This is a genomic window from Chitinophaga pollutisoli (assembly GCF_038396755.1).
GTDB lineage: Bacteria > Bacteroidota > Bacteroidia > Chitinophagales > Chitinophagaceae > Chitinophaga > Chitinophaga pollutisoli.
In genome coordinates, this window is sequence record NZ_CP149822.1 from 3,626,847 (window position 1) to 3,648,098 (window position 21,252).

Here is a 21,252-nt window from a genome sequence, read left to right on the forward strand (position 1 = left end):
GGGCATTAACGGGGCGGGATGGCTATATTTGAATACCTAAACCGCACCCTCATGCGCCTGATCCCCTGCCTTACCCTGGCTATCCTCCTTTCCTGCACCCTCGCCTCCGCACAACAGCAAAACCTCGTGGCCGGCCCCATGACCGGATCCATAGCGCTCCGCGATGTGATCGTGTGGGCGGAAGTATCGGCCGCCGTTAAAAAGGTGTCTGTCCGCTACTGGCCGCAGCAGGAACCCGGCAAAGCCCTGTCTCAAAGCTGGACCGGACCGCTCGGCAAAGCCTATAATCCCGTTAAAATTCAGCTCCGCAACCTCGCGCCGGGCACAGCATATGCATATGAACTACTGGTAGATGACAAATCCGTCCGGAAATCGGCCTTCCAGACCCAAACCCTCTGGCAGTACCGTATGCCCGCGCCCGACTTCACTTTCCTCACCGGCTCCTGCGCCTATTTCAACGAAGAAGGCTTCGACCGGCCGGGGAAGCCCTACGGCAAGGATTCTTCCATCTTCCTCACCATGGCCAAAGAAAAGGCTGATTTCATGCTCTGGCTGGGCGATAACTGGTACACCCGCGAAGTGGATTACCATTCCGCCCCGGGATTGGCGTACCGCGCCCACCGCGACCGCTCCCTGCCCGTGCTGCAGCCTTTCCTATCGGCCATGCCGCATTATGCGATCTGGGACGACCACGACTTTGGCCCCAACGATGCTTCCAAAGCCTATATTTTCCGCGATGAAAGCCGGGAAATTTTTAAGGACTACTGGCCCAACCCCACCTTCGGGCAGGATGGTAAAGGAATATATACCCAGTTCAGTTTCAGTGATGTAGATTTCTTCCTGCTCGACGGCCGTTATTTTTCCAGCGGCTCCCGGATGCCGGACAGCACGGGCGGCCAGCCCAACCCGGAAAAGAAAATGTACGGCGACGCGCAGATGGAGTGGCTGCGCAACGCTTTATTGCAGAGCAACGCCCGTTTCAAAGTAATCGCCACGGGGAGCCAGGCGCTGAACATTTATTCCCGTTGGGATAGTTTTCATCATTTTCCTGTTGAATATCATGCGTTTATGAACTGGCTGGAGGAGGTGGACGTGCCGGGGATCGTGTTTTTAACGGGCGACAGGCACCATTCCGAAGTGATCCGGTTCAACCGGCCGGGCAATTATCCCCTGTATGACATTACGAATTCCCCGCTGACGTCCGGAGAGGCGGCGCCTTCGGGCGAGGAGGTAAACAGTCCCATCCGGGTGCCGGGAACATTGGTGGTGACGCAGAACTACAGCAGAATCAAGGTGTTCGGTCCGAAAGAGGACCGCAAAATGGCGGTGGAATTCGTGAACGGGAAGGGGAAAGTGCTGGGGAAATTCGAAGTGTCGGCCAATGATCTGAAAAAATAATTGGGGGTAGCTGCAACTTTTCCAGTGGCGGGTCGTCTTTTTCATACAGGCCCCGGGAGTTGGTCACCTGACCAGCGCTGTTGGTACCGTAAAACTGCGGATTCGTCAAAAGGGCTTCTATTATATCAGTTATTTTGTATTTTTAGGTCATTAAACATTTACCCTTATGAAAAAGCTGTTGTTTTTGTTGGCAATCGGGACAGTCGCATCGACTGCGGTATTCGCCCACAACGGCGATAAGACGAACAATAACGGCGAGAAGAATGAAAAGGGCACCGCCGCCACTGCCAGCAAGGCCAGGGTATCCAACCGGCTGGAGGAAATCCTGTGGACGGTTCCGCAGTCCAAAGTGGAGAAGGTGGATGAATCCGACATGCAGAAAGCCATGGTGGATTTGTATAAATGGTATTTACAGAACGAAACCCGCATACAGAATGATCCTTCGCTGAAGTTGGATCCGAAGGACCAGATCGTGGCTCCTTTCAAGGTTGACCCCAAGGTGCTGCAGCAATATATGCAGTTCATCAAGAAGAATTTCCCCGGTCTGAATGAAGATGATCTGACCGACAAGCGCACGGCGGCCAAATCCCGCAAAACCGCGCCTGTATCCACTTGCGACGATCTCGACGTTCCCATGCCATTGACAGCTTCGAAATAATTTCGTAAGTTCGTTTAATGCATTTGCTCCAGTTTACCTACAAGAGGGAAGAAGTTATCAATGCATTACGGTTCCATTTTTTACGCAGAGGCGAAATCAGGGTTTTTAGAGTAACGCTGATCATCCTGCTATTGGCTACCGTGATCGGATATGTGTTTCGTATGGTGAATTTCAACGCGATGCTTGGGATTGTGCTGATGATGGTGCTCCTGGGCTGGGCGTTCTGGTACCTGCTTCCTGTTTCCACTTATAATAAAGCCGCCACATTCAGGGATAATATCCGTTTACGGTACAACGACGAAGGCATGGCGATCCACACCGGCCAGGGCGAGCGGAGCATGTCGTGGCGCAGTTTCAGCCAGATCGTGGAAACGCAGTCGTTTTTCTTTCTCTACCGCGACAAGCGTTCTTTTTTTCTCATCCCCACCAGCGCTTTCGAGAACGACGAAGCGCACCTGCAGTTCAGGGAACTGATGCAGAAAACGTTTTCGGATTACAGCCGTAAAGAAAGGGGATGATTACAGTTTCCGGTACATTTCGATATGATCGATGCCCACTTCGGTGAAGATATCGCCGCGGGCGGAATAGCCGTTTTTCTCGTAGAAAGGGCGGGCTACATCGCGGGCATGCATGGTCAGTTCAGAGAATCCTTCTTTGCGTGCCCGCTCTTCCGCGAAGCGTAAAATCTTGCTTCCGGTTCCTTTGCCCTGTTGGTTTTCGTCCACCGCCATCTGCCGCAGCTGGATCACGTCGTTGTTGACCGGCGTGAGGATGCAGCAGCCTACGATCTGCTTGCCGTCGAAACACCCGATGAGGAAATCGTTCATTTCCTGCCGGAGGTACTCCGTCGAGAAAGTGAGCCCCAGCGGGCGGCGGAGGATGTTGTCGCGGAGCACGACCATGTCGTGATAGTCGCAACTGCCGTATTCGATCAGGCGGATATTGGGCATAGTGCGAAGGTACGGTAGTTTGCCAAATGACGTTTGTGTGGAAGGGCAGGTGTTTTTAAAAGGGAACGTCTTCGAAATACGATAAGATGACCGGCGCTACGGAACGCACTTCCAGCAAGGGATCGGAGATATCGAGGGCATTGGGGTGGGTGTCTGTACAGATGAGTTTTTCCACCAGTCCGCTCTCCGCGATTTTCCGGAAACCGTTGCCGGCGAAAATACCGTGGGTGGTGATGACGCCGATGGAGGAAGCGCCGGCCTGTTTGTATGCCTGTGCGGCGTTGATCAGCGAGCCTCCGGTGCGGATCATATCATCGTAAATGATGACCAGCGTGTCCTGCACATTGGCGCTGATGGCGGTGACGTGCGTTTCTTCCCCAGAGACCCTTTTCTTGAACACGAAAGCGGCCTGCACACCGAGGTCGTTGGCCAGGGATTCCACCCATTTGGCCCTGCCGGAATCAGTGCTCGCCAGCACAAAAGGCCTGCCGCCGGCAATATCCAGCGCCGCCTGCTGGACGATGGTTTTGGCGTAGAGATGCACCGGGCGGACGTTACGCTCGAAATAATACGAGATACCATCCACATGCAGGTCGATCATGATCACCCGGATCCCGTTGGACGCCGCGGGGAGGGCGGAGAACAAGGTGGCGCGGGTTTTGGCTTTTACGATTTCGCCGTATTGCACGGCTCTTTCCATGGTGGAATATCCGAAATAGGGGATCACGAGGTTGACGCAGAGCGCGCCGTACTGGATACAGCCGTTGGCGATGTCAAACAATTCCAGGGTTTCCTTATCATCGATCGTTCCGCCAATGAGCACTACTTCTTTCCCGGTAACGCTGGAGGTTATACGATGGTAATGCTCCCCGTCGGGGAAGTCGCGGATGGAAAGAAGCCCCGGTTCCCAGTCTTCCGGAGCGATGGCGAGCAGCGCCTCTTTCAGATATTGGTACCTTTGTGTGGAAAAAACGATTTTACGGGCCATGGCTTGAATTTCAGGAGTTTCCCGAAATTATAGTAAAAGCGTCAGGCTTATCAATTATTTTTAACGTTTCATTTGAGCCCGGAACGTTAAATTTGAGAGCATAGTATGAAGCATTTTCTGTTAAGATACGCTGTAGCGGCGGGCGTTTTATGCCTTGCCGGGCTGCAGGGGGCAAAGGCGCAGGCGGTACGGCTGATGGGTATGATCACCGACGCGGATACGCGCACCGGCCTTCCCGCGGTGAGCGTATGGAACAAACGCACCGGCACGGGAACGATCTCCAACGAGTCGGGCCGGTATTACATTGAAGCCTTGCCGGGGGATACCATCGAATTTTCCAGCCTCAGCTATGTGCGTGCCGCCTTCGTGGCGCCGGGTATTTCCTCCACCCGCAATGTGGAGCTGCAGCGGCATATCATGGGGCTCCAGGGCGTTAATGTCCGCGGCCGTATCTACAAACAGGACTCGCTCGCCATCCGTGATCAATATGAAAGATATTTTGGATATAAGCGCCCCGGTGCGATGGATGTGCTGAAAACGCTTCCTTCCAACCCCATTACCGCGCTCACTTACCTCGTTCCCAGCCGCGCGCGCAAGCGCAAGGAGAAGTTCGGGGAGCAGTTGAAATACTGGGAAGAAGAAAAGCATATCGACTACCGGTACAACCCCGACCTGGTGGCCAGGGTCACCAAGCTGGAGAGCCCCGAGCTGGATTCGTTCATGCTTGCTTACCGGCCGCCGTACAGTTTCCTGCTTAACGCCACGGAATACGACCTGCTGTTATTCATCAAGCAATCGTTCGAGCGGTACCAGAAGAATAAAGGCAACCTCAGGAAAGACACGATCGAATAAACTTTACTGCATTTCCCATAAAAAAGCCCGGAAGAATGATACTTCCGGGCTTTTTGTTTTTATCTGCGGTGCGATTATTTCAGGATGGATCCTTTCAGGCGCATCAGTTCCGTTTCGGCCACCTTGGTATTGTAGCGCGCCTGGATGAGGCGGTAAGCGGCCAATTCGAGGCTTTGCTGCGCTTCTTTCACTTCCAGCGTGGTAGATACGCCCTGGCGGAAGCGCTCCAGCGCCACCATGGTATTTTCGCGGGCGAGGTCCACGCTTTCCTGCTCCAGTTCCAACGCCATCTTGTAATATTCATAATCGCGGAAAGCGTTGCGCAGCTGCAGGTTCACGAGCGACGCCTGGTTGTCGAGCATGATTTGCTGGTATTCGATATCGAGCTTCGCGGCTTTGTAGGCGCGGTGCGAGTTGAGGCCGTTGAAGATGGGCACGGTAGCGGAGAAGCCATAGTTCAGGCCGCGGTTCTGGTTGAAGATCGGGCTGAACTGGTTGATGGCGGCGCTCGCGCGCGACTGGTTGAAGTTATATGCGGAATTGAATGAAAGCACCGGGAAGAAATCACCTTTTCTTTCTTTCAAGGTAATCCGCGAAATCTCCAGGTTCTGGCGAGAGATCTGCAACTGCGGGTTCGTCTGCTGGATGTTTTCCAGGATCTGCCCGTACGACATTTGAAGGTTCAACGGTATGGTGTCGAGCACATCGTAGTTCACGCTTTCGTCGGCGATGGCAAGCAGTTGGTTCAGCGAGGCTTTGCTTTGCTCGATGACGGTTTGCTGGCGGAGCCAGTTGGCGCGCTGGGCGTTGTAGTCCACTTTCGCCTGCAGCCAGTCGGTTTTGGGCGCAAGGCCTGTCTGGAATTTGGCGTCGGAAAGCTTCACGCGCTCGTCGGAGATGGACATCTGTTCGGCGAGTGCGCGCAATTGCTGCTTCTGCTGCGCGATGTTATAATAGCTGTTGATGATATTGGCGACGGTGTTTTCCACCTGGTTGCGGACGTTCAGTTCACCGAGTATTTCGATGGCTTGCACGCGCTGGCGGGTGGCGAACATTTTCAGGCCATCGAACAACGTCCAGTTGAGGTTCACGGCAGCCTGCCACTGCTGGTTTTTAATGCCGGAGGTGTCGCGCTTGGTGCCGTTGCCGAATTCCTGTTTGGTAGCGGTGCGGGTCCAGGTTTTGGCGGCGGTGCCGTTGATGCGCGGCGCGAAAGCGAAGTTGGCGTAGGCGTTATCATTGGCGGCCACTTCCGCATCGTTGCGCGCCATGCGGATATCGTAGTTGTTTTTCAACCCCAGGTCGATCGCCTGTTCCAGCGTGAGCACCTGTTGTGCCTGCGCACTACCGGCGGCGAGGAGGAGGAAGAAGATGAATATCTGTTTCAGTTTCATTGTTAGCATGTTTTAGGCGTGCGCGGCGGAAGCGGCTTCTTCTGGCACTTTGGATTCGGTTACCGCGTCTTCAAATTCCGTGTTCTTTTTCCTGCGGCTCAGGAAGGTATACACCGCGGGAATCACGTAGAGCGTAAGCACCAGCGAGAACATGATCCCGCCCACGATCACGATACCGAGCGGAATACGGCTGGTGGATGCCGCACCGAGGCTCATCGCGATGGGCAACGCGCCCAGCGCCATGGCCAGCGAGGTCATCAGGATCGGGCGTAAGCGCATTACCGCCCCTTCGATGGCGGCTTCGGCTTTCTCCTTGCCCGCGTCGCGCATGTGGTTGGCGAACTCCACGATCAGGATACCGTTTTTCGTCACCAGCCCGATCAGCATGATCACGCCGATCTGGGAGAAAATGTTCCAGGTTTGGTTGAACAGCTTCAGCGAGAGGAACGCTCCGGCGAACGCCATGGGTACTGTCAGCATGATGATGAGCGGATCGATCCAGCTTTCGAACTGCGCGGCGAGTACGAGATAAATGAGAATAAGCGCCAGCAGCAGTGCGAACATGGTGTTGGAACCGGATTCGGCATAGTCGCGGGAAGAACCGCTGAGCGCGGTGTCGAACGAATTATCGATCACGCCTTCTTTCTCCAGGTTGGCATATATCTGGTTCATGGCGTCGATACCGTCGCCGATAGTTTTTCCGGGCGCGAGGCCTGCGGAAATGGTGGCCGACTTCATACGGTTGTAGTGGTAGATCACCGGCGGACTCGTTTCTTCCTCGATGGTCACGAGGTTATCCAGCTGGATGGCTTCGCCACGGGTGTTGCGGACGTAGATGCTTTGCAGATCCACGGGATCGTCGCGGTCGGCGCGGAACACCTGGCCCATCACCTGGTATTGTTTTCCGTTGCGGATGAAGTATCCGAAGCGGCGGTTGGACAGTGCGAGCTGGAGGGTGGAGGAGATGTCTTCCACGGAAACGCCGAGTTCGCTGGCTTTCGCGCGGTTGATGTGGATGCGGAGTTCGGGTTTATTGAACTTGAGGTCCACGTCCACGCCCTGGAACACCGGGTTGGCGCTGGCTTCTTCCACGAAGCGGGGCACCACGGAGGAGAGTTTCTCGAAGTTTACGTTCTGTAAGACGAAGGCTACCGGCAACCCGCCCCTGCGGCCTACCTGGATGGTTTGCTGCTCGATGGCGAACACCCTGCCCTGGGGGAACCGGTACATATTGCGGTTCACCATGTTCACGATATCTTTCTGCGAGCGCAGGCGTTCGCTGGGCTCGGGGAGCGTTACGAAGGAGAAGGCCGTGTTCACGGAACCCGCACCGGAGAAGCCGGGAGCCGTTACGGAAAGGATCACTTTCTTTTCAGGAATGGAATCTTTCATGAACTCGACCAGGTTCACCACATACTCGTCCATCGCGTCATAGGAAGTGCCTTCCGGCGCGGTGATGGAAAGGCGGAACATGCTCCGGTCTTCGATGGGCGCCAGTTCCGACTGGATGTTGATGAACAGTACATAAATCATGGCCATGCATGCGGCGATGATCACCCAGGCAAACCAGCGTACCTGTACGAACCCGGCGAGCGTGTTCTTATAGCTTCTTTCCATCCACTGGAAGAAGGGCTCGGTTTTTTCGTAGAACCAGGAATGCTTGTGGGTTTTGCGCGCCAGTTTCACGTTGAGCACCGGCGTAAGGGTGAGCGATACAAACGCGGAAATGAGTACAGCTCCTGCCACCACGATCCCGAATTCCCGGAATAGGCTTCCCACGAAGCCCTGCAGGAAGATGATCGGCAGGAACACGAACGCGAGCGTTACCGAAGTGGCGATCACCGCGAAGAAGATCTCTTCCGATCCTTCCTTGGCGGCGCGCATGCGGGGCATGCCCAGTTCTATCTTTTTATAAATATTTTCCGTGACTACGATACCATCGTCCACCACAAGCCCCGTGGCCAGTACAATTGCCAGCAGTGTGAGGATGTTGATGGTGAACCCGCAGACGTACATGATGAAGAATGCGCCGATGAGCGACACGGGGATGTCGACGATCGGGCGGAGCGCCATGAGCCAGTCGCGGAAGAACAGGTACACGATCAGGATTACCAGTGTGAGGGCGATGATGAGTGTTTCCTGCACTTCATGGATACTCTTCTTGATAAAAGCGGTATTGTCCATGGCGATGTTGAGGGAGAAATCCTCCGGCACCTCCTGCTTCAGCTGGTCGTATCTTTTATAGAACTCTTCGGCGATGGCCACGTAGTTGGAACCCGGCTGCGGGATGAGCGCCAGGGCGATCTGCGGGATGCCGGATTCTTTCAGCTGTGTTTCCTCGTTTTCCGGTCCGAGTACCGCCTGCCCAACGTCGCGCAGGCGGATTTCGGCGCCGTTGACGTTTTTGATGATCAGTTCATTGAACTCATCTTCGGTGTCCAGCCGGCCAAAGGTGCGCACCGTCAGCTCGGTGGCGTTGCCGGCGATCTTGCCGGACGGCAGTTCCACGTTCTCGCGCTGGAGGGCGAGCTGTACGTCGCCGGGCGTGAGGGAATAGGCGGAAAGGCGGGCGGGGTCCATCCAGATGCGCATGGCGTATTTCTTTTCGCCCCACACCTGTATGGCGGAAACGCCGGGGATGGTTTGCAGCCGCTCCAGGAGCACGTTGGTGGCGTACTCGGTGATTTCCAGCTGGTTGCGGGTGTTGGACTGGACGGTCATGGAAATGATGGCGTCCGAGTTGGCGTCGGCTTTGGATACCACGGGCGGGGCTTCCAGATCGTTGGGCAGATTGCGCTGCGCCTGGGAAACTTTGTCGCGGACGTCGTTGGCCGCTGCTTCGAGGTCTTCGCTCAGTTCGAACTCCACGGTGATGTTGCTGGAGCCCTGGGAGCTGAGGGAGGAAATATTTTTGATACCGGCCACACCGTTGATCGCTTTTTCGAGCGGTTCTGTGATCTGGGTTTCGATGATATCGGAGTTGGCGCCGGGGTAGGATGTGCGGACGTTCACGACCGGCGGGTCGATGGCGGGGAAGTCGCGCACCCCGAGGAAGGTGAAGCCCACCAGGCCGAAGATCACGATGATGATGTTCATCACGATGGCGAGGACGGGCCTTTTGAGTGATATGGAGGGTAAGCTCATGTTGTCGTTGTTAAGTTCTGGTAACCGCTGTTGTTAATGGAACAGCGCACTATTGCACCTTATTATATTTAAAGGTCATACCCGGTTTGAGGGAGAGTATGCCTGTGGTTATAACAGTGTCTCCGATTTCCAGACCGCTGGTGATTTGCACGTTGTTTTCGTTCCTGACGCCGGTTTCCACGTTTACGAATTTGGCTTTGCCGCTGTCGGCGACGATCACCTGTTTGAACCTTGTTCCGGGGATCACGGCCTGTGACGGGATCATGATGGCGTTAGGATTGTCTTTCAGCTGTATGGAGGTGCGGGCGAAGGATCCGGGGAACAGGATGCCGTTGGGATTTGGCACGATGGCGCGGATCTTCACGCTGCGGGTAGCCAGGTCGATTTTGGGATCGATGGCGTAGATGGAGCCGCGGTAGCGGTTGGTGTCGCCGGAAACGGAAAAGGTGACGGGGTCTCCTTTGCGGATGGCGTTCCGGTATTTTTCGGGCGAGGCGAAGTCGACCTTGAGGGGATCGAGTTGCTGCAGGGTGGTCATGATGGTGGTGGGGCCTACGATGGCGCCTTCAGAGACGTTGCGGAGGCCGATGGTGCCGCTGAAGGGGGCGCGGATTTCCGTTTTCTGGAGCTGTGCCTTATTGAATTCGATATCTGCGCCATAGGCGGCTACCTGGTTGGTGGTAACGTCCACGTCCTGGCGGCTGATACCGTTGATTTTGAGGAGGGATTCCTGGCGGGCGAGGGTGGTGCGGGCGAGTTCGCGTTGGAGCTCGAGTTTGCGGAGGGTAGCGAGGATGTCACCATCGTACAGTTTGATGAGGAGGGTGCCTTTGGCAACTTTTGCGCCTTCTTTAAAATATATATTAGTGATTCGGCCGGTGATTTCTGGTTTGAGCTCTACTTCTTCGTTGCTCTGGAGGGTACCGGAGGCTTCGATGATTTCGTCGAGTTTCACGGGTTTCACTACATAGGCGTCGGCCATGATGGGTTTGCCGGCCGGGCGGGCGCCGCCGGCTGCTGAGGGGGCGCCTGGGTTGGCGTCGTTTTTGGCGGTCAGCTTATAAATAAAGAAGCCGGCCACCGCCAGTACCAGGAAGAGAATAACAATTCGTAAAGTCTTATTTCGCATGTTTCAGTCTATATAAAGTTAAAATACCGCTTTAGGGCCCGGGTTTCACTACGTGGAAGCTGTACCCCGCAAGTTAAGGGATTTCGAAGCCGGACAAATTTAATAATTGGACGTTATCGCGGTCCCGTTCCGGTTTTAAATATGGTTAAGTGGCTGAAAGCGGGGGTTGAATGGTCAACTTGTATGTCATAACAGGTATTTATGGGGGAATGGGGGAGGTGGGAAAGGGGGAAGACGGATTTTTGAGCCGGGGAGTGGAAGGGGGAGTGGAAGGGAAGGCCGGGGAGCGATGCGGGGGGAGCGGAAATGGATAAAAAGGTAGTAAAAAGGGTGTTTTTAAGGATGATAAAGCGAATACATATGATCGGCTGCGTTTATGCGGTGTTGTCTGAAATGCGCTGTGGTAGGGTATCTTGGAGTACATTGTTGTTTACCAAATGGAAATTCTGGGTTAAAATTCCGCCGAATCCTTGGCAATTGAATAAAAATTATATTTTTGCAGTCAAGTTTTAAACCAAAAACACTTAAAATTATGTCAGACATTGCATCAAGAGTTAAAAAGATCATTATTGACAAATTAGGCGTTGACGAAGCCGAGGTAACTCCTGAAGCCTCCTTTACCAACGACCTGGGCGCTGACTCTTTGGATACGGTAGAACTGATCATGGAATTCGAAAAAGAATTCAATATCTCCATTCCTGACGAACAAGCAGAAACAATCACCACTGTTGGCCAGGCAGTAGCTTACCTGGAAGAACACGTAAAATAATCCAACAAATCAGAACTGTTTTAATGCAACCAAGACGAGTAGTCGTTACAGGTTTAGGCGCGCTGACACCGCTCGGCAATTCCGTAGAAGCTTTCTGGCAGGGATTGGCGAACGGTGTATCGGGCGCTGATTATATCAAGCAGTTTGATGCTTCCAAATTCAAGACCCGTTTTGCCTGTGAGCTGAAAGACTTCGACGCCACGAATTTCATGGATAAGAAGGATGCACGCAAAATGGACCCGTTCACGCAAACCGCCGTCATCGCAGCCGATCAGGCAGTGGCGGACGCGAAAATCGACCGCAACTCCGTGGATGTTGACAGGGTTGGCGTGATCTGGGGTACGGGCGTTGGCGGGATGATCAACTTCACGAACGAATTAAAGGAATTCCATTCCGGGGACGGAACACCGCGTTTCAGCCCTTTCCTGATCACCCGTTTGATTCTGGATATTGCCGCAGGGCATATATCCATGCGTCATGGTTTCAGAGGCCCTAACTTCTCGGTGGTATCTGCGTGCGCTTCGGCCACCAATGCCTTGATCGAAGCCATGTACACCATCCGCTACGGAAAGGCGGACGTAATCATTTCCGGTGGATCCGAAAACATCATCAATGAGCCCTGCGTAGGCGGTTTCAACGCGATGAAGGCGCTCAGCGAACGGAACGACGATCCGAAAACAGCCTCCAGGCCGTTTGATCTCGACCGCGATGGTTTTGTCATGGGCGAAGGCGCCGGCGCTCTCGTGCTGGAAAGCTACGAACATGCCATGGCCCGCGGCGCTAAGATTTATGTCGAACTCGCCGGCGGCGGCGCATCCGCAGACGCCCACCACATCACCGCTCCCCACCCCGAAGGGCTCGGAGCCATGAACGTGATGACCCAGGCCCTCAAAGATGCCGGCCTCCAACCGGAGGATATCGACTACATCAACGTACACGGAACCTCTACTCCGCTGGGCGACATTGCGGAAGTAAAGGCCATTCAGCAGGTATTTGGCGAAGCTGCCTACAATCTCAACATCAGCTCCACCAAATCCATGACCGGGCACCTCCTTGGGGCAGCCGGAGCCGTGGAATCCATTACCATCATCAAGAGCATTCTGGAAGGTCTCGTACCTCCCACCATCAACCACTTCACCGACGATCCCCAGCTGGATGCCAAACTGAATTTCACTTTTAACGTGGCACAAAAAAGAGACGTGAGAGCCGCGCTCAGCAACACCTTCGGGTTTGGCGGGCACAATGCCTCCGTTATTTTCAAAAAATTTGTTCCTTGATTGTGTGAGACTAATTCCAGGATTCCTATATAAAATTTTATACGGGAAAAAGCGACTGTACAAAGACCTCTACAACCTGCTCGGGTTCCACCCGGGCAACCTGGCCCTGTATGAAGTCGCTTTGAGCCACCGTTCCAGCAAGGAGAAATTCCTTGAGAGCAACGAGCGCCTGGAATATCTTGGCGACGCCATCCTGGGCGCCATTATCGGAGATTACCTCTTCAAAAAATACCCCTACAAAACCGAAGGCTACCTCACCGAAATGCGGTCTAAAATCGTCAACCGCCAACAGCTCAACGATATTGCCATCAAAATGGGCCTCCGCAAACTGACGATCTACGACAAATACAACTCCTTCCTCAAAATCTCCCAGATCTTCGGCAATACCCTCGAAGCCCTCGTGGGCGCAGTTTACCTCGACCGCGGGTATAACAAAACCAAACAGTTCGTCCACAAGCGCATCCTCGTCCCCTACATCGACCTCGAAGCCCTCGAGATCGTGGAGATGAACCACAAAAACAAACTGTACGGCTGGGCCAATAAAAACGGCAAATCCCTCGAATTCGAACTCATCGAAGAACAGATGGATAACGGCCGCCGCATCTTCACTGTAGGCGCCATGCTCGACGGCGAGCTTATCTGCACCGGCAAAGCCTTCAATAAAAAGGATGCCAGCCAGATTGCTGCCTCCCAGGCAATTGAACTGCTTGGTATTGGCGGGGATGATAAGTTATAAGGATGCCAGTCCATCTCATGATTCCGCCTCCCAGGCAATTGAACTGCTTGGTATTGGCGGGGATGATAAGTTATAAGGATGCCAGTCCATCTCATGATTCTGCCTCCCAGGCAATTGAACTGCTTGGTATTGGCGGGGATGATAAGTAATAAGGATGCCAGTCCATCTCATGATTCCGCCTCCCAGGCAATTGAACTGCTTCAACCCGCTTTCACGTTCAATCTCAGAATCGTTTGCAGCTTACTCACCGGCGTTTTGCCCGGATCGTTCAGGTAGATTTCATGATGCGACCCGTTCACCTCCAGGTGATGCTGGCGGATGTATTGGTGCAACCTGGCCACGGAGGCCTCTTCCTCGTAATAGGAGCCCGTATGCAGCAACTGTACCGCCAGGGCCTGGGGCATCGATTCAAAACGCAGCGCATCCAGATAAGGCAGCCTCTTATTGCCCGCCAGCGCCGCCGCCTGCCGGCAATCCCCACGGGTAACAAACGCCGGCATCTGCAATGCCAGCTTCCAGTTCGACTCCTCCGCCGTCACCGCAGGCATAGGCGCCCCGCTGCCGGTCCACCAGTAACACTCCAGCGAAGGCATCCGGAAATCGTTGCCCTGCAACTTGCAGATCTTACGGATATTGTACGCCGTAGCCCAAAGCGCCTTGATTTTGGCATTGAACTCCCCGGCATAAGAAGCCCCCGCGCCTTCGACAGTTAAAAACTGCCCCGGCGCAACGGTAATCAGCTCCGGCACTGGCCGGGCGCGGTAATATTGCCGAAACTCTTTGGCGAGATCTGTTTTCTGCATATTCAGGTCGTTTATGCAAAGGAAACACCCCGGTGTGACAACCGTATGTCAGGAGTAATGTTCCCCCAGTTCAGCGATCTGCTGGCGGACGATGATCTTCAGGTCTTCCGGCTCCACAATGGTGGCATGCTTCCCGAGCATCAGCATCCAGCGCGAAAAATAATGAAGGCTGTGGAACAGGAAATCCATCTCCACATGCCCCGCTTCCACCTTCTCCTGCACAAATCCGTAATAGTATTTCTGTTGCCCCAGCCAGCGCGCCACCTCACTGGCAATGCGCACCCGGATGAGGCTCGGCTGGTCCGGATCGGACACATATTCCTTTGAAATGTATTGTTGCAAGGTTATCCGCTTCGATTTGTCGAATCCCTGATCCGACAGGTGCAACGATTTGATACGATCCGCCCGGAAGTCGCGGTAATCGTTCCGGAGCCGGCACCATCCGATGAGGTGCCAGCTGCTATGCATATGGAATATCCCGATGGGCTCTATGTCGCGGCGCGATGTACTATCGCTGTAAAACGAGTAATATTCGACAGACAGTACCTTTTGGTTCGCCAGCCCTTCCTGGATATCGCTCAGGAACCGGTTGGGAAACTGCTGTTCGTTGTCGGGACGGTTATCGCGCAGCACGGCGATGTTTTCGTCGAGCGATTCCAGGAAGTCTTTATCGCTTCCCCGCAGTACGGCCCTGATTTTTTGCATGGCGGAACTGAACTGCTGTTGATTGGAGCGGTCGCTGTGTTTTTCCATGAGTTTTTCCCCGGTGAGCAATGCGGCGGCTTCTGTACGGTTGAACATGACGGGGGAGATGGTAACCGTCCACGATGTAATAGCCTGTTCCGGCCTCGGCGCCAATGGGCACGCCGGCTTCCATGAGCGCCCTGACGTCGCGGTAAACGGTGCGCAGGCTGATGTCGAATCGGTCAGCGATTTCCTGAGCCTTCACGATCTTCTTCCCCTGCAGCTGAACAAGTATAGCGGTTAAACGGTCGATGCGGTTCATACGTCAAATGTAATGACAAATTTAGCCTGCAGTGCCTGCGTCTTTTAAACTTTTCTATGGGTTTGGGCATCTTATTGGATGGAAAGGCTAAGATTTCCGGCTTTACTGTCTTTTAAAAAAAATATGTTTGAACACGCATGTATTTGTTTGGTTCGACGTCTAACCAATAAACAGCCGACAAAAGACACTGAACATATTGAAGAAACTAGTTGCTGTTACAGCATATAGTTAGGTTAAATGGTAAAGCCCTGGCAATTCCTTGCCGGGGCTTCTTGTATGGGGAAGTCAGGATAGATGGAGGAGATGGGTTAAAGCCCATCATTTTCAAATAAGTAAGTGTTAGGGAACTTTCCAATAACAATCATTTAACACAAGCTGGGGAGGATCGAATCTAATTTTGGGGCACCATGGCAGGGGTGGTTTGAAAGGATCACCCTTCCATGCAGTTAAATTGGAGCGTATTTAGCAGGTCTGGGGCTCTCCCCGGACTTGTTATTTTCAGCTTGTTGTTAACGAAGTTTTAACAAGCCAGCCCGCAACTGCTTGTTAAATTTCGGTAGCATCCACCACAGAAACCAGTAAGTTCAAAAATAAATAATGGAGCTTATCACCCATGGCCCGATGTTTATCGGGCTAATTTTTTGGGATGGCGTAAAATGTTAATGGCTTGTTGCTGTTTGTGTTGGATGTGCATGCGAGAAGCGTGGATGTGGGGCGGAAAGATTTATACAGCGCCTCTGGAGAAAAATCCGTAAATTATATAAGGGAGTTTTTTGAATGTTAACGGGATGGTTCAATATCATTAAACGTGTTGGCCTGAAGCCGAATCCGAAGGAGGGTGACGAAAAGCGTTTGATGGTGGTAAATTCCTTCAGCTTTATCACCGCTTTGCTTTGTACCTTCTGCGGGGTCAGCCTTGCATGGGTTTCGGGAGACTGGTCCATTTTCTACACCGCGATGGGTTTCGTCTGCGGCTTTCTTTCCATACTCGCGTTTAACCACGCCGGTTATTATAAGGCCGCCAAGTTCATGCTCATGTTCGTGTTCTGTATGGTGATGCTATATTACGGCGCCACCTTCGGCGAAAGCACCCAGGTGCATTTCCTGGGCCTCTTCCTGATCGGGGTGCCTCTCCTCATCTGCACCCCCGCGGAAAAAGAATTCCGCTTCTACTGCATCCTCATGATCATCGTCTGCCTTTCCTTCCTCGAAATCAACTATTACTTCCAGCTCGTTACGCCCATGGACATGTCGCGGAACGAATTGTATGTTTTCAGGTGGCTCATCATGGCCGTGGTGCTCGCACTCAATTTTATGGTGATTTCCTTCTATCAGGGCAACATCAAAGGGCTGTTCAAACGCCTCCTGGAAAACAATAAAACATTGCTCGAAAAGAACCGGACGGTGGAAGCGCAGGATGCCGAACTGAAAAGGGCCAACATCAAACTTTCCGCTTACAACGTTCACCTCGAACAGGAAGTCAACGACCGGACCCATGCCCTCAATGCCAACACCATTGCCATGGAGGAAATGATCCGCAACCTGAGCAACAGCAACCGCCAGCTGCGCGACCAGGATAAAATGCTCACTTCCCAACTGAAAGAACTGGAGCTTGCCCGGGAAGCGCTCACGAAGGCCCGCGACGCGGCAGAGAAAGCCAATACCGCCAAGTCCGCCTTCCTCCGGGAAATCAGCCACGAAATCCGTAACCCGCTCAATGCTGTGATCGGGATGACGTACCTCCTGCTCCACGAAACCGACAACCGCAACCGCATCCCGCAAAGCGTACTGGCCTATATCGAAAGCATCAGCGCCAGCGGCCATAGCCTCCTCGAAATCGTTAACAACGTCCTGGAACTCGCCCGCATCGAAGCCGGCAAGATCGACCAGGTGCAACCCGAACCCTTTAACCTGCGCGACTGGTTGCGCAGCGTCACTTCCATTTACCAGAACGCGGCGCAGGTCAAGAGCGTTGCCATCCAGCTGCAGATCGACAACCGCCTGCCTTCCATTATCGAGGGCGACCGCATCCATCTCACCCAGATCGTCAACAATCTGCTCGGCAACGCCATCAAGTTTTCGCCGGAGAAGAAGCGGGTTACCCTGCATTGCTTCCGCCGCGAGCCCGCGCAATGGTGCATCCGCGTGTCTGACGAAGGGATCGGCATACCGGAAGAAAAGCAACGCGTCATCTTCCAGCCTTTCGAGCAGGCCGATGCATCCATTCACGAAACTTACGGCGGCACCGGCCTGGGCCTCACCATCACCCGGCGCATCGTGGAAATGATGGGCGGCAACATCTCCCTGCGCAGCGAACCCGGCATCGGCACCGCATTCACCGTTACCCTGCCGCTGATCGCGGAATCCGACGCCAGCGCCGAAACTTCCTGCCAATCCGACGTGGTACCCGAATACAACGCCTTCCCCGCCGAAACGCGCGTGCTGCTGATGGAAGACAGTGAGATCAACCAACTCATCATGGAACGCTTTTTTTCGCATGTAGGTATCGCGCTGCATGTGGCCGCCAATGGGGAAGACGGCCTGCGGCTGGCAAAAGCCGTCCGCCCCGACCTGATCATCCTCGATATGCACATGCCACGCATGACCGGCCACGAGGTGATCGTCCAGATCCGGCAGGACGCCGAGCTGAGCCACATCCCCGTGATCGCCATCTCGGCAGACGCGTTCCGCGAACAGCAGGAAGAGGCCAAACGCGCAGGCGTAAACGAATACCTCATTAAACCCATCGAATTCGACCGGCTCTATAACGTAATCGATCATTACCTGCGCGCCGCCAGGCAGCAAACGCCTTACCCGTTACGGGCGATCAAGGTGAGTTAATGGAAAAATTTACAGGACGGGCAGATCCGCCCATTGCGTTTCGGCAATCACGCTTTCGTCGTCGGGCTTCGCTTTGCGGACGGAGTTCACCGTCCAGTATGCCAGTTCTTCGGAAGGGATGCTGTAGGCGAGAATGGATTTGATGCCTTCGTCGGACAGGTCGGGCCGCAGCCATTCCTTTTCCAGCTCGCGCGGGAGGATGAGGGGCATGCGGCCGGCATTGTCGCCGCCGTTGTGGATGCGCGACATGATATCGTTCGCGTCGCGGGTGATAAGCGTGAAGGTGCCGGGGATTTCACCGGTTTCCGGATCGGGGAGGTGCGACCAGGCGTAGAGCCCGGCGATGAAGAAAATCTCGCGGTCTTTTACGTGGATGTAATAAGGAACTTTGTTTTTCCATCCGGGGATGTCGCGGTGCTCGAAGAAGCCTGTGGCGGGTACGAGGCAACGGTTTTTGCGGATGCGGTTCCAGTAGGCTTTGGTGTCGAGGACTTTTTCGGCCCTGGCGTTCACCATCCATTTCCTGCCTTTTTTTACTTCTTCCGGCGTTTTCATGTAGTGGGGGATAACGCCCCATTCGAATCTTTTCAGTTTGAATTCGCCCTGTTCCTGCACTACCACCGGCCATTTGGGATAGGCCTGCGCCACTTTATGATAGGTGGGCTCGAAGTGAAGGTCGAGCTGCCCCATATCTTTCAGGTCGGGCAGATAATCGAACACCGAGGCGATGCTGGCTGAAAATGAAAGGTCGTAGCACATGGGATCAGGTTTATTCGATGTCGGAGAAGGGTATTTTGATTGCTTCCTGTTTCGTTTTCAAATTAAGGAAAAGTTCGCCAAACTGGATGAACAGGGAAACGTGGAGATTTTCCTTCCGGTCGGCTTTCCAGTTGGTATGCATTCGGATGTACTGTTTGATGGCCGCTCCGGTAGCGGGATCGGGGCTCCATTTCCGTTTGGCGAGGAGGGCGATGAAAATATGATAACCTTCCGGTTGGGCGGCGGTGGCGAAGAGGCGCTCCCGGTCGGTGGCGTCTTCCCCGTCATACACGCGGCGGTGGGGATCGGCGGGGATGGCTTCCATATGCGCGCGGGCCTCGCCGATGGAGTGATACGCGGAAATAAGGAAAGCGCCTTTCAGCGTGGGGTGCATGCCGCGGGGATATTGCTGCCGCACGAACCAGCGGTGCCCCGCGGCCAGGAGCCCCTCCAGCACGGCGGGTTTCAATATGGCGAGCGGATTATGCATCAGTCGGTTTTGGCTTTGATGACGTCGTGCAGGCGTGTGGTATAGCAGGGCGAAAGCCGCTCCTGCCGCAGCGCCCATTTCTTGTTGCCGCCCTGCACCGCGAAGCGCAGTACCGGCTTGCCGGCAAAGTGCCGGGAGATCCCGTCGAGCGCCTGCATCAGTTTTTTCTCTTTATCGTGGTCGGTGGATGCGAACAGGTTTTCCTGCACTTGCGAATCGGGGACCAGGTCCATGGCGATGATACCGGTTTTTTTGTAATTATATCCCGGCTTGAAGATGCGGTCGAGGGCCTGCAGCGCGTGATGGATCAGCTCCCGCGTGCTGCTGGCGGGTACGGGGAGGCGGAGGTTGATGGAGCGGTGGTACTGCGCATCCTGGCCGCGGAAGTTATTCGTTTGCACGAAGACCTGTATCACCGTGGCCCGAGAGCCCTGGGCCCGCAGCTTCTGCGCGGCCGCGGCGGCGTAATTGGCGAGGGCTTCCCGGATGTCGTCTTTCTCGGTGAGCAGCTGCCCGAAGGAGCGCGCCACGCAAACGGCCTTCTTCGGCGGAGCGGTTTCCTCCAGCCCGATGCTGGGAATGCCGCGCAGCTCGTGCACCAGCCGGAGCCCCTGCACCGTCAGCTCCCGCCGCGCGAAATCATCCGGCGCGCGCGAAAGGTCGAGCGCGGAATGGAATCCCCTTTCGTGCAGCATGGCGGCGTATTGGGAACCGATGCCCCAGATGTCTTCCACCTGCGTGGCGGCCAGCACGGCCGCGGTGGCCGCGGGGCTATCCAGCACGAGGAAGCCTTCCGGCAATTTCGACTTCTTGACGTAGCGGTTGGCCATCTTCGCCAGCGTTTTGGTAGGCGCCACGCCCACCGACACAGGGATGCCCACATCCTGCAGCACCCCGCCGCGGATCGCCGCCGCCAGGCGCCCGGGAGCGGCGTGGCCGGAAAGGTCGAGGAAGGCTTCGTCGATACTGTACACCTCCATCTCCGGCGCGAAGGAAGACAATACCTGCATCACGCGCTGGCTGAGGCTGCCGTACAGGGTGTAATTGGAGGAGAAGACGGCCACATCGTGACTGCGGAGCATGTCTTCCATGAAAAAAGCCGGCGCGCCCATGCGGATGCCGAGGGTCTTGGCCTCGTCCGAGCGGGATATCACGCAGCCGTCGTTATTGCTGAGGACCACCACGGGGCGGTGAAATGCGCCGGGATGAAAGAGCCTTTCGCAGCTTACGTAAAAATTATTACAGTCAACCAGGGCGATCATGATGCTAAGTATGTTAGCAAATGTAGCTAAAAATATTGGCATTTCAGGCGTAGTGCGCTACGATCGCATCGGCGATCCTGCCTACCAGCGCGGCGTCCGGCGGCACGGGGCCCTGGGCGATGGCGCGCAGGTTGTCTTCCTCGTCGAGCTCGAAAACCACCAGCCCGTCACCGGTATCCACATGAAAAGCCATGCCGTAACCTTTGACGAAAGGCTTTACCTCGAATCGCTGCCCGTCGATGGTGATGGTAAAAAATTCCATGGGGCAAATATCCGTGTTTCAGGAATAAATACCATCGGGCGGAAGGGCAGCGTGTGCCAGGGGGTGTAACGTAAATGCGTGAGAGGAATTCCTTACAGGCGCCGGCCACTTGCCTGGAAGCAGCCGCGGCCGGAGGCCTGGTTAGGAAAGGAATACTTCAGGGCCCTTAGTTGAGGAGCGCCTGGATTTTGCTGGTTAACTCTACAGGACTGAAAGGCCTTATGATGATTTCTTCCGCTTCCATACCAAACCAGGAAGAAATACTGTCCATAACGAAATACGCGGGCAATACAAGGATGACCGGCAATTGCCTGCGCGACCGCTGGTTGCGCAACTGCGCTGAAAGTTCGTTGAGATAAGGGAATGGCAGCTTCAGATCGGCGATCACCAGGTCGTAATCATACGTCCTCAATAGCATGGCCGCTTCTTTTCCGTTATAGGCGAGATCTGCATGGTGCCCTTCTTTCTGAATAATTAACTCTACGACATGAATCATTAATAAATCATCTTCAATAACCAATATCCTTTTCATAT

20 protein-coding genes and 1 pseudogene are annotated in these 21,252 nt (G+C 54.5%); 8 read left to right on the plus strand and 13 right to left on the minus strand.

Annotated features, from left to right (window positions below):
- The first annotated feature begins 18 nt into the window (after positions 1 to 18).
- From WJU16_RS15155 to WJU16_RS15165, 3 genes are all read left to right on the plus strand, one after another.
- A complete protein-coding gene (locus WJU16_RS15155; protein ID WP_341834332.1) occupies positions 19 to 1,398 on the plus strand; it encodes an alkaline phosphatase D family protein in 1,380 nt (459 codons plus the stop codon).
- 166 nt (positions 1,399 to 1,564) lie between these two features.
- Positions 1,565 to 2,056, plus strand: a complete 492-nt coding sequence (locus tag WJU16_RS15160; RefSeq protein WP_341834333.1) for a hypothetical protein — start codon at positions 1,565 to 1,567, stop codon at positions 2,054 to 2,056.
- A gap of 17 nt (positions 2,057 to 2,073) precedes the next feature.
- On the plus strand, positions 2,074 to 2,574 hold the full coding sequence (locus WJU16_RS15165) for a YcxB family protein (RefSeq protein WP_341834334.1): 501 nt from the start codon (positions 2,074 to 2,076) through the stop codon (positions 2,572 to 2,574).
- Here WJU16_RS15165 and WJU16_RS15170 read toward each other — a convergent pair whose 3' ends face one another.
- Together WJU16_RS15170 and prs are read right to left on the minus strand one after the other, a co-directional pair.
- Complete coding sequence (locus tag WJU16_RS15170; RefSeq protein ID WP_341834335.1) at positions 2,575 to 3,006, minus strand: GNAT family N-acetyltransferase; 432 nt, start codon at positions 3,004 to 3,006, stop codon at positions 2,575 to 2,577. It lies immediately after the preceding gene.
- A 55-nt stretch (positions 3,007 to 3,061) separates the two neighbouring features.
- Positions 3,062 to 3,994, minus strand: coding sequence for a ribose-phosphate diphosphokinase (gene prs / locus WJU16_RS15175; RefSeq protein ID WP_341834336.1), 933 nt, complete (start codon positions 3,992 to 3,994; stop codon positions 3,062 to 3,064).
- 105 nt (positions 3,995 to 4,099) lie between these two features.
- On the opposite strand from prs, the gene WJU16_RS15180 reads away from it, so the two are divergent.
- Positions 4,100 to 4,846, plus strand: a complete 747-nt coding sequence (locus WJU16_RS15180) for a carboxypeptidase-like regulatory domain-containing protein (protein ID WP_341834337.1) — start codon at positions 4,100 to 4,102, stop codon at positions 4,844 to 4,846.
- 74 nt (positions 4,847 to 4,920) lie between these two features.
- On the opposite strand, the gene WJU16_RS15185 is transcribed toward WJU16_RS15180, so the two are convergent.
- From WJU16_RS15185 to WJU16_RS15195, 3 genes are read right to left on the minus strand one after another with little or no spacing between them, the layout of a single operon-like run.
- Positions 4,921 to 6,240: a TolC family protein gene (locus tag WJU16_RS15185; protein ID WP_341834338.1), complete on the minus strand. Its 1,320-nt coding sequence runs from the start codon at positions 6,238 to 6,240 to the stop codon at positions 4,921 to 4,923.
- A 12-nt stretch (positions 6,241 to 6,252) separates the two neighbouring features.
- Complete coding sequence (locus WJU16_RS15190; protein ID WP_341834339.1) at positions 6,253 to 9,384, minus strand: efflux RND transporter permease subunit; 3,132 nt, start codon at positions 9,382 to 9,384, stop codon at positions 6,253 to 6,255.
- 49 nt (positions 9,385 to 9,433) lie between these two features.
- Entirely contained in the window at positions 9,434 to 10,513 is a 1,080-nt protein-coding gene (locus WJU16_RS15195; protein ID WP_341834340.1) for an efflux RND transporter periplasmic adaptor subunit, read from the minus strand.
- Positions 10,514 to 11,045: 532 nt separating this feature from the next.
- On the opposite strand from WJU16_RS15195, the gene WJU16_RS15200 reads away from it, so the two are divergent.
- The 3 genes from WJU16_RS15200 to rnc are packed head-to-tail and all read left to right on the plus strand — an operon-like array spanning position 11,046 to position 13,295.
- Complete coding sequence (locus tag WJU16_RS15200) at positions 11,046 to 11,282, plus strand: acyl carrier protein (RefSeq protein ID WP_012788038.1); 237 nt, start codon at positions 11,046 to 11,048, stop codon at positions 11,280 to 11,282.
- Between the two features lie 23 nt (positions 11,283 to 11,305).
- Positions 11,306 to 12,559 (plus strand): beta-ketoacyl-ACP synthase II, encoded by a 1,254-nt coding sequence (gene fabF, locus WJU16_RS15205; RefSeq protein ID WP_341834341.1) that lies wholly within the window; start codon positions 11,306 to 11,308, stop codon positions 12,557 to 12,559.
- Between the two features lie 4 nt (positions 12,560 to 12,563).
- Positions 12,564 to 13,295, plus strand: a complete 732-nt coding sequence (gene rnc / locus WJU16_RS15210; RefSeq protein WP_341834342.1) for a ribonuclease III — start codon at positions 12,564 to 12,566, stop codon at positions 13,293 to 13,295.
- A 200-nt stretch (positions 13,296 to 13,495) separates the two neighbouring features.
- Here rnc and WJU16_RS15215 read toward each other — a convergent pair whose 3' ends face one another.
- The 3 genes and pseudogenes from WJU16_RS15215 to WJU16_RS26120 form a co-directional block, all read right to left on the minus strand.
- Complete coding sequence (locus WJU16_RS15215) at positions 13,496 to 14,098, minus strand: GyrI-like domain-containing protein (protein WP_341834343.1); 603 nt, start codon at positions 14,096 to 14,098, stop codon at positions 13,496 to 13,498.
- 48 nt (positions 14,099 to 14,146) lie between these two features.
- Positions 14,147 to 14,899 carry a WYL domain-containing protein gene (locus tag WJU16_RS15220; protein WP_341834344.1) on the minus strand — a complete coding sequence of 251 codons (753 nt, stop codon included), beginning with the start codon at positions 14,897 to 14,899 and terminating at the stop codon, positions 14,147 to 14,149.
- 91 nt (positions 14,900 to 14,990) lie between these two features.
- Positions 14,991 to 15,104 (minus strand): annotated as a pseudogene (locus tag WJU16_RS26120) (HTH domain-containing protein); the annotation flags it as partial.
- Between the two features lie 855 nt (positions 15,105 to 15,959).
- Between WJU16_RS26120 and WJU16_RS15230 the strand changes: the two are divergent.
- Positions 15,960 to 17,945 carry an ATP-binding protein gene (locus WJU16_RS15230; RefSeq protein WP_341834346.1) on the plus strand — a complete coding sequence of 662 codons (1,986 nt, stop codon included), beginning with the start codon at positions 15,960 to 15,962 and terminating at the stop codon, positions 17,943 to 17,945.
- A 9-nt stretch (positions 17,946 to 17,954) separates the two neighbouring features.
- Here the strand turns inward: WJU16_RS15230 and WJU16_RS15235 are convergent, their stop codons facing one another.
- From WJU16_RS15235 to WJU16_RS15255, 5 genes are all read right to left on the minus strand, one after another.
- Positions 17,955 to 18,704 carry an SOS response-associated peptidase gene (locus tag WJU16_RS15235; protein WP_341834347.1) on the minus strand — a complete coding sequence of 250 codons (750 nt, stop codon included), beginning with the start codon at positions 18,702 to 18,704 and terminating at the stop codon, positions 17,955 to 17,957.
- 10 nt (positions 18,705 to 18,714) lie between these two features.
- A complete protein-coding gene (locus tag WJU16_RS15240) occupies positions 18,715 to 19,194 on the minus strand; it encodes a hypothetical protein (protein WP_341834348.1) in 480 nt (159 codons plus the stop codon).
- On the minus strand, positions 19,194 to 20,456 hold the full coding sequence (locus tag WJU16_RS15245; protein ID WP_341834349.1) for a Y-family DNA polymerase: 1,263 nt from the start codon (positions 20,454 to 20,456) through the stop codon (positions 19,194 to 19,196). Before WJU16_RS15245 ends, WJU16_RS15240 begins: the two co-directional genes overlap by 1 nt.
- A gap of 43 nt (positions 20,457 to 20,499) precedes the next feature.
- Positions 20,500 to 20,718, minus strand: coding sequence for a hypothetical protein (locus WJU16_RS15250; RefSeq protein WP_341834350.1), 219 nt, complete (start codon positions 20,716 to 20,718; stop codon positions 20,500 to 20,502).
- Positions 20,719 to 20,884: 166 nt separating this feature from the next.
- Positions 20,885 to 21,250: a response regulator gene (locus WJU16_RS15255; RefSeq protein ID WP_341834351.1), complete on the minus strand. Its 366-nt coding sequence runs from the start codon at positions 21,248 to 21,250 to the stop codon at positions 20,885 to 20,887.
- Between the last annotated feature and the right edge of the window lie 2 nt (positions 21,251 to 21,252).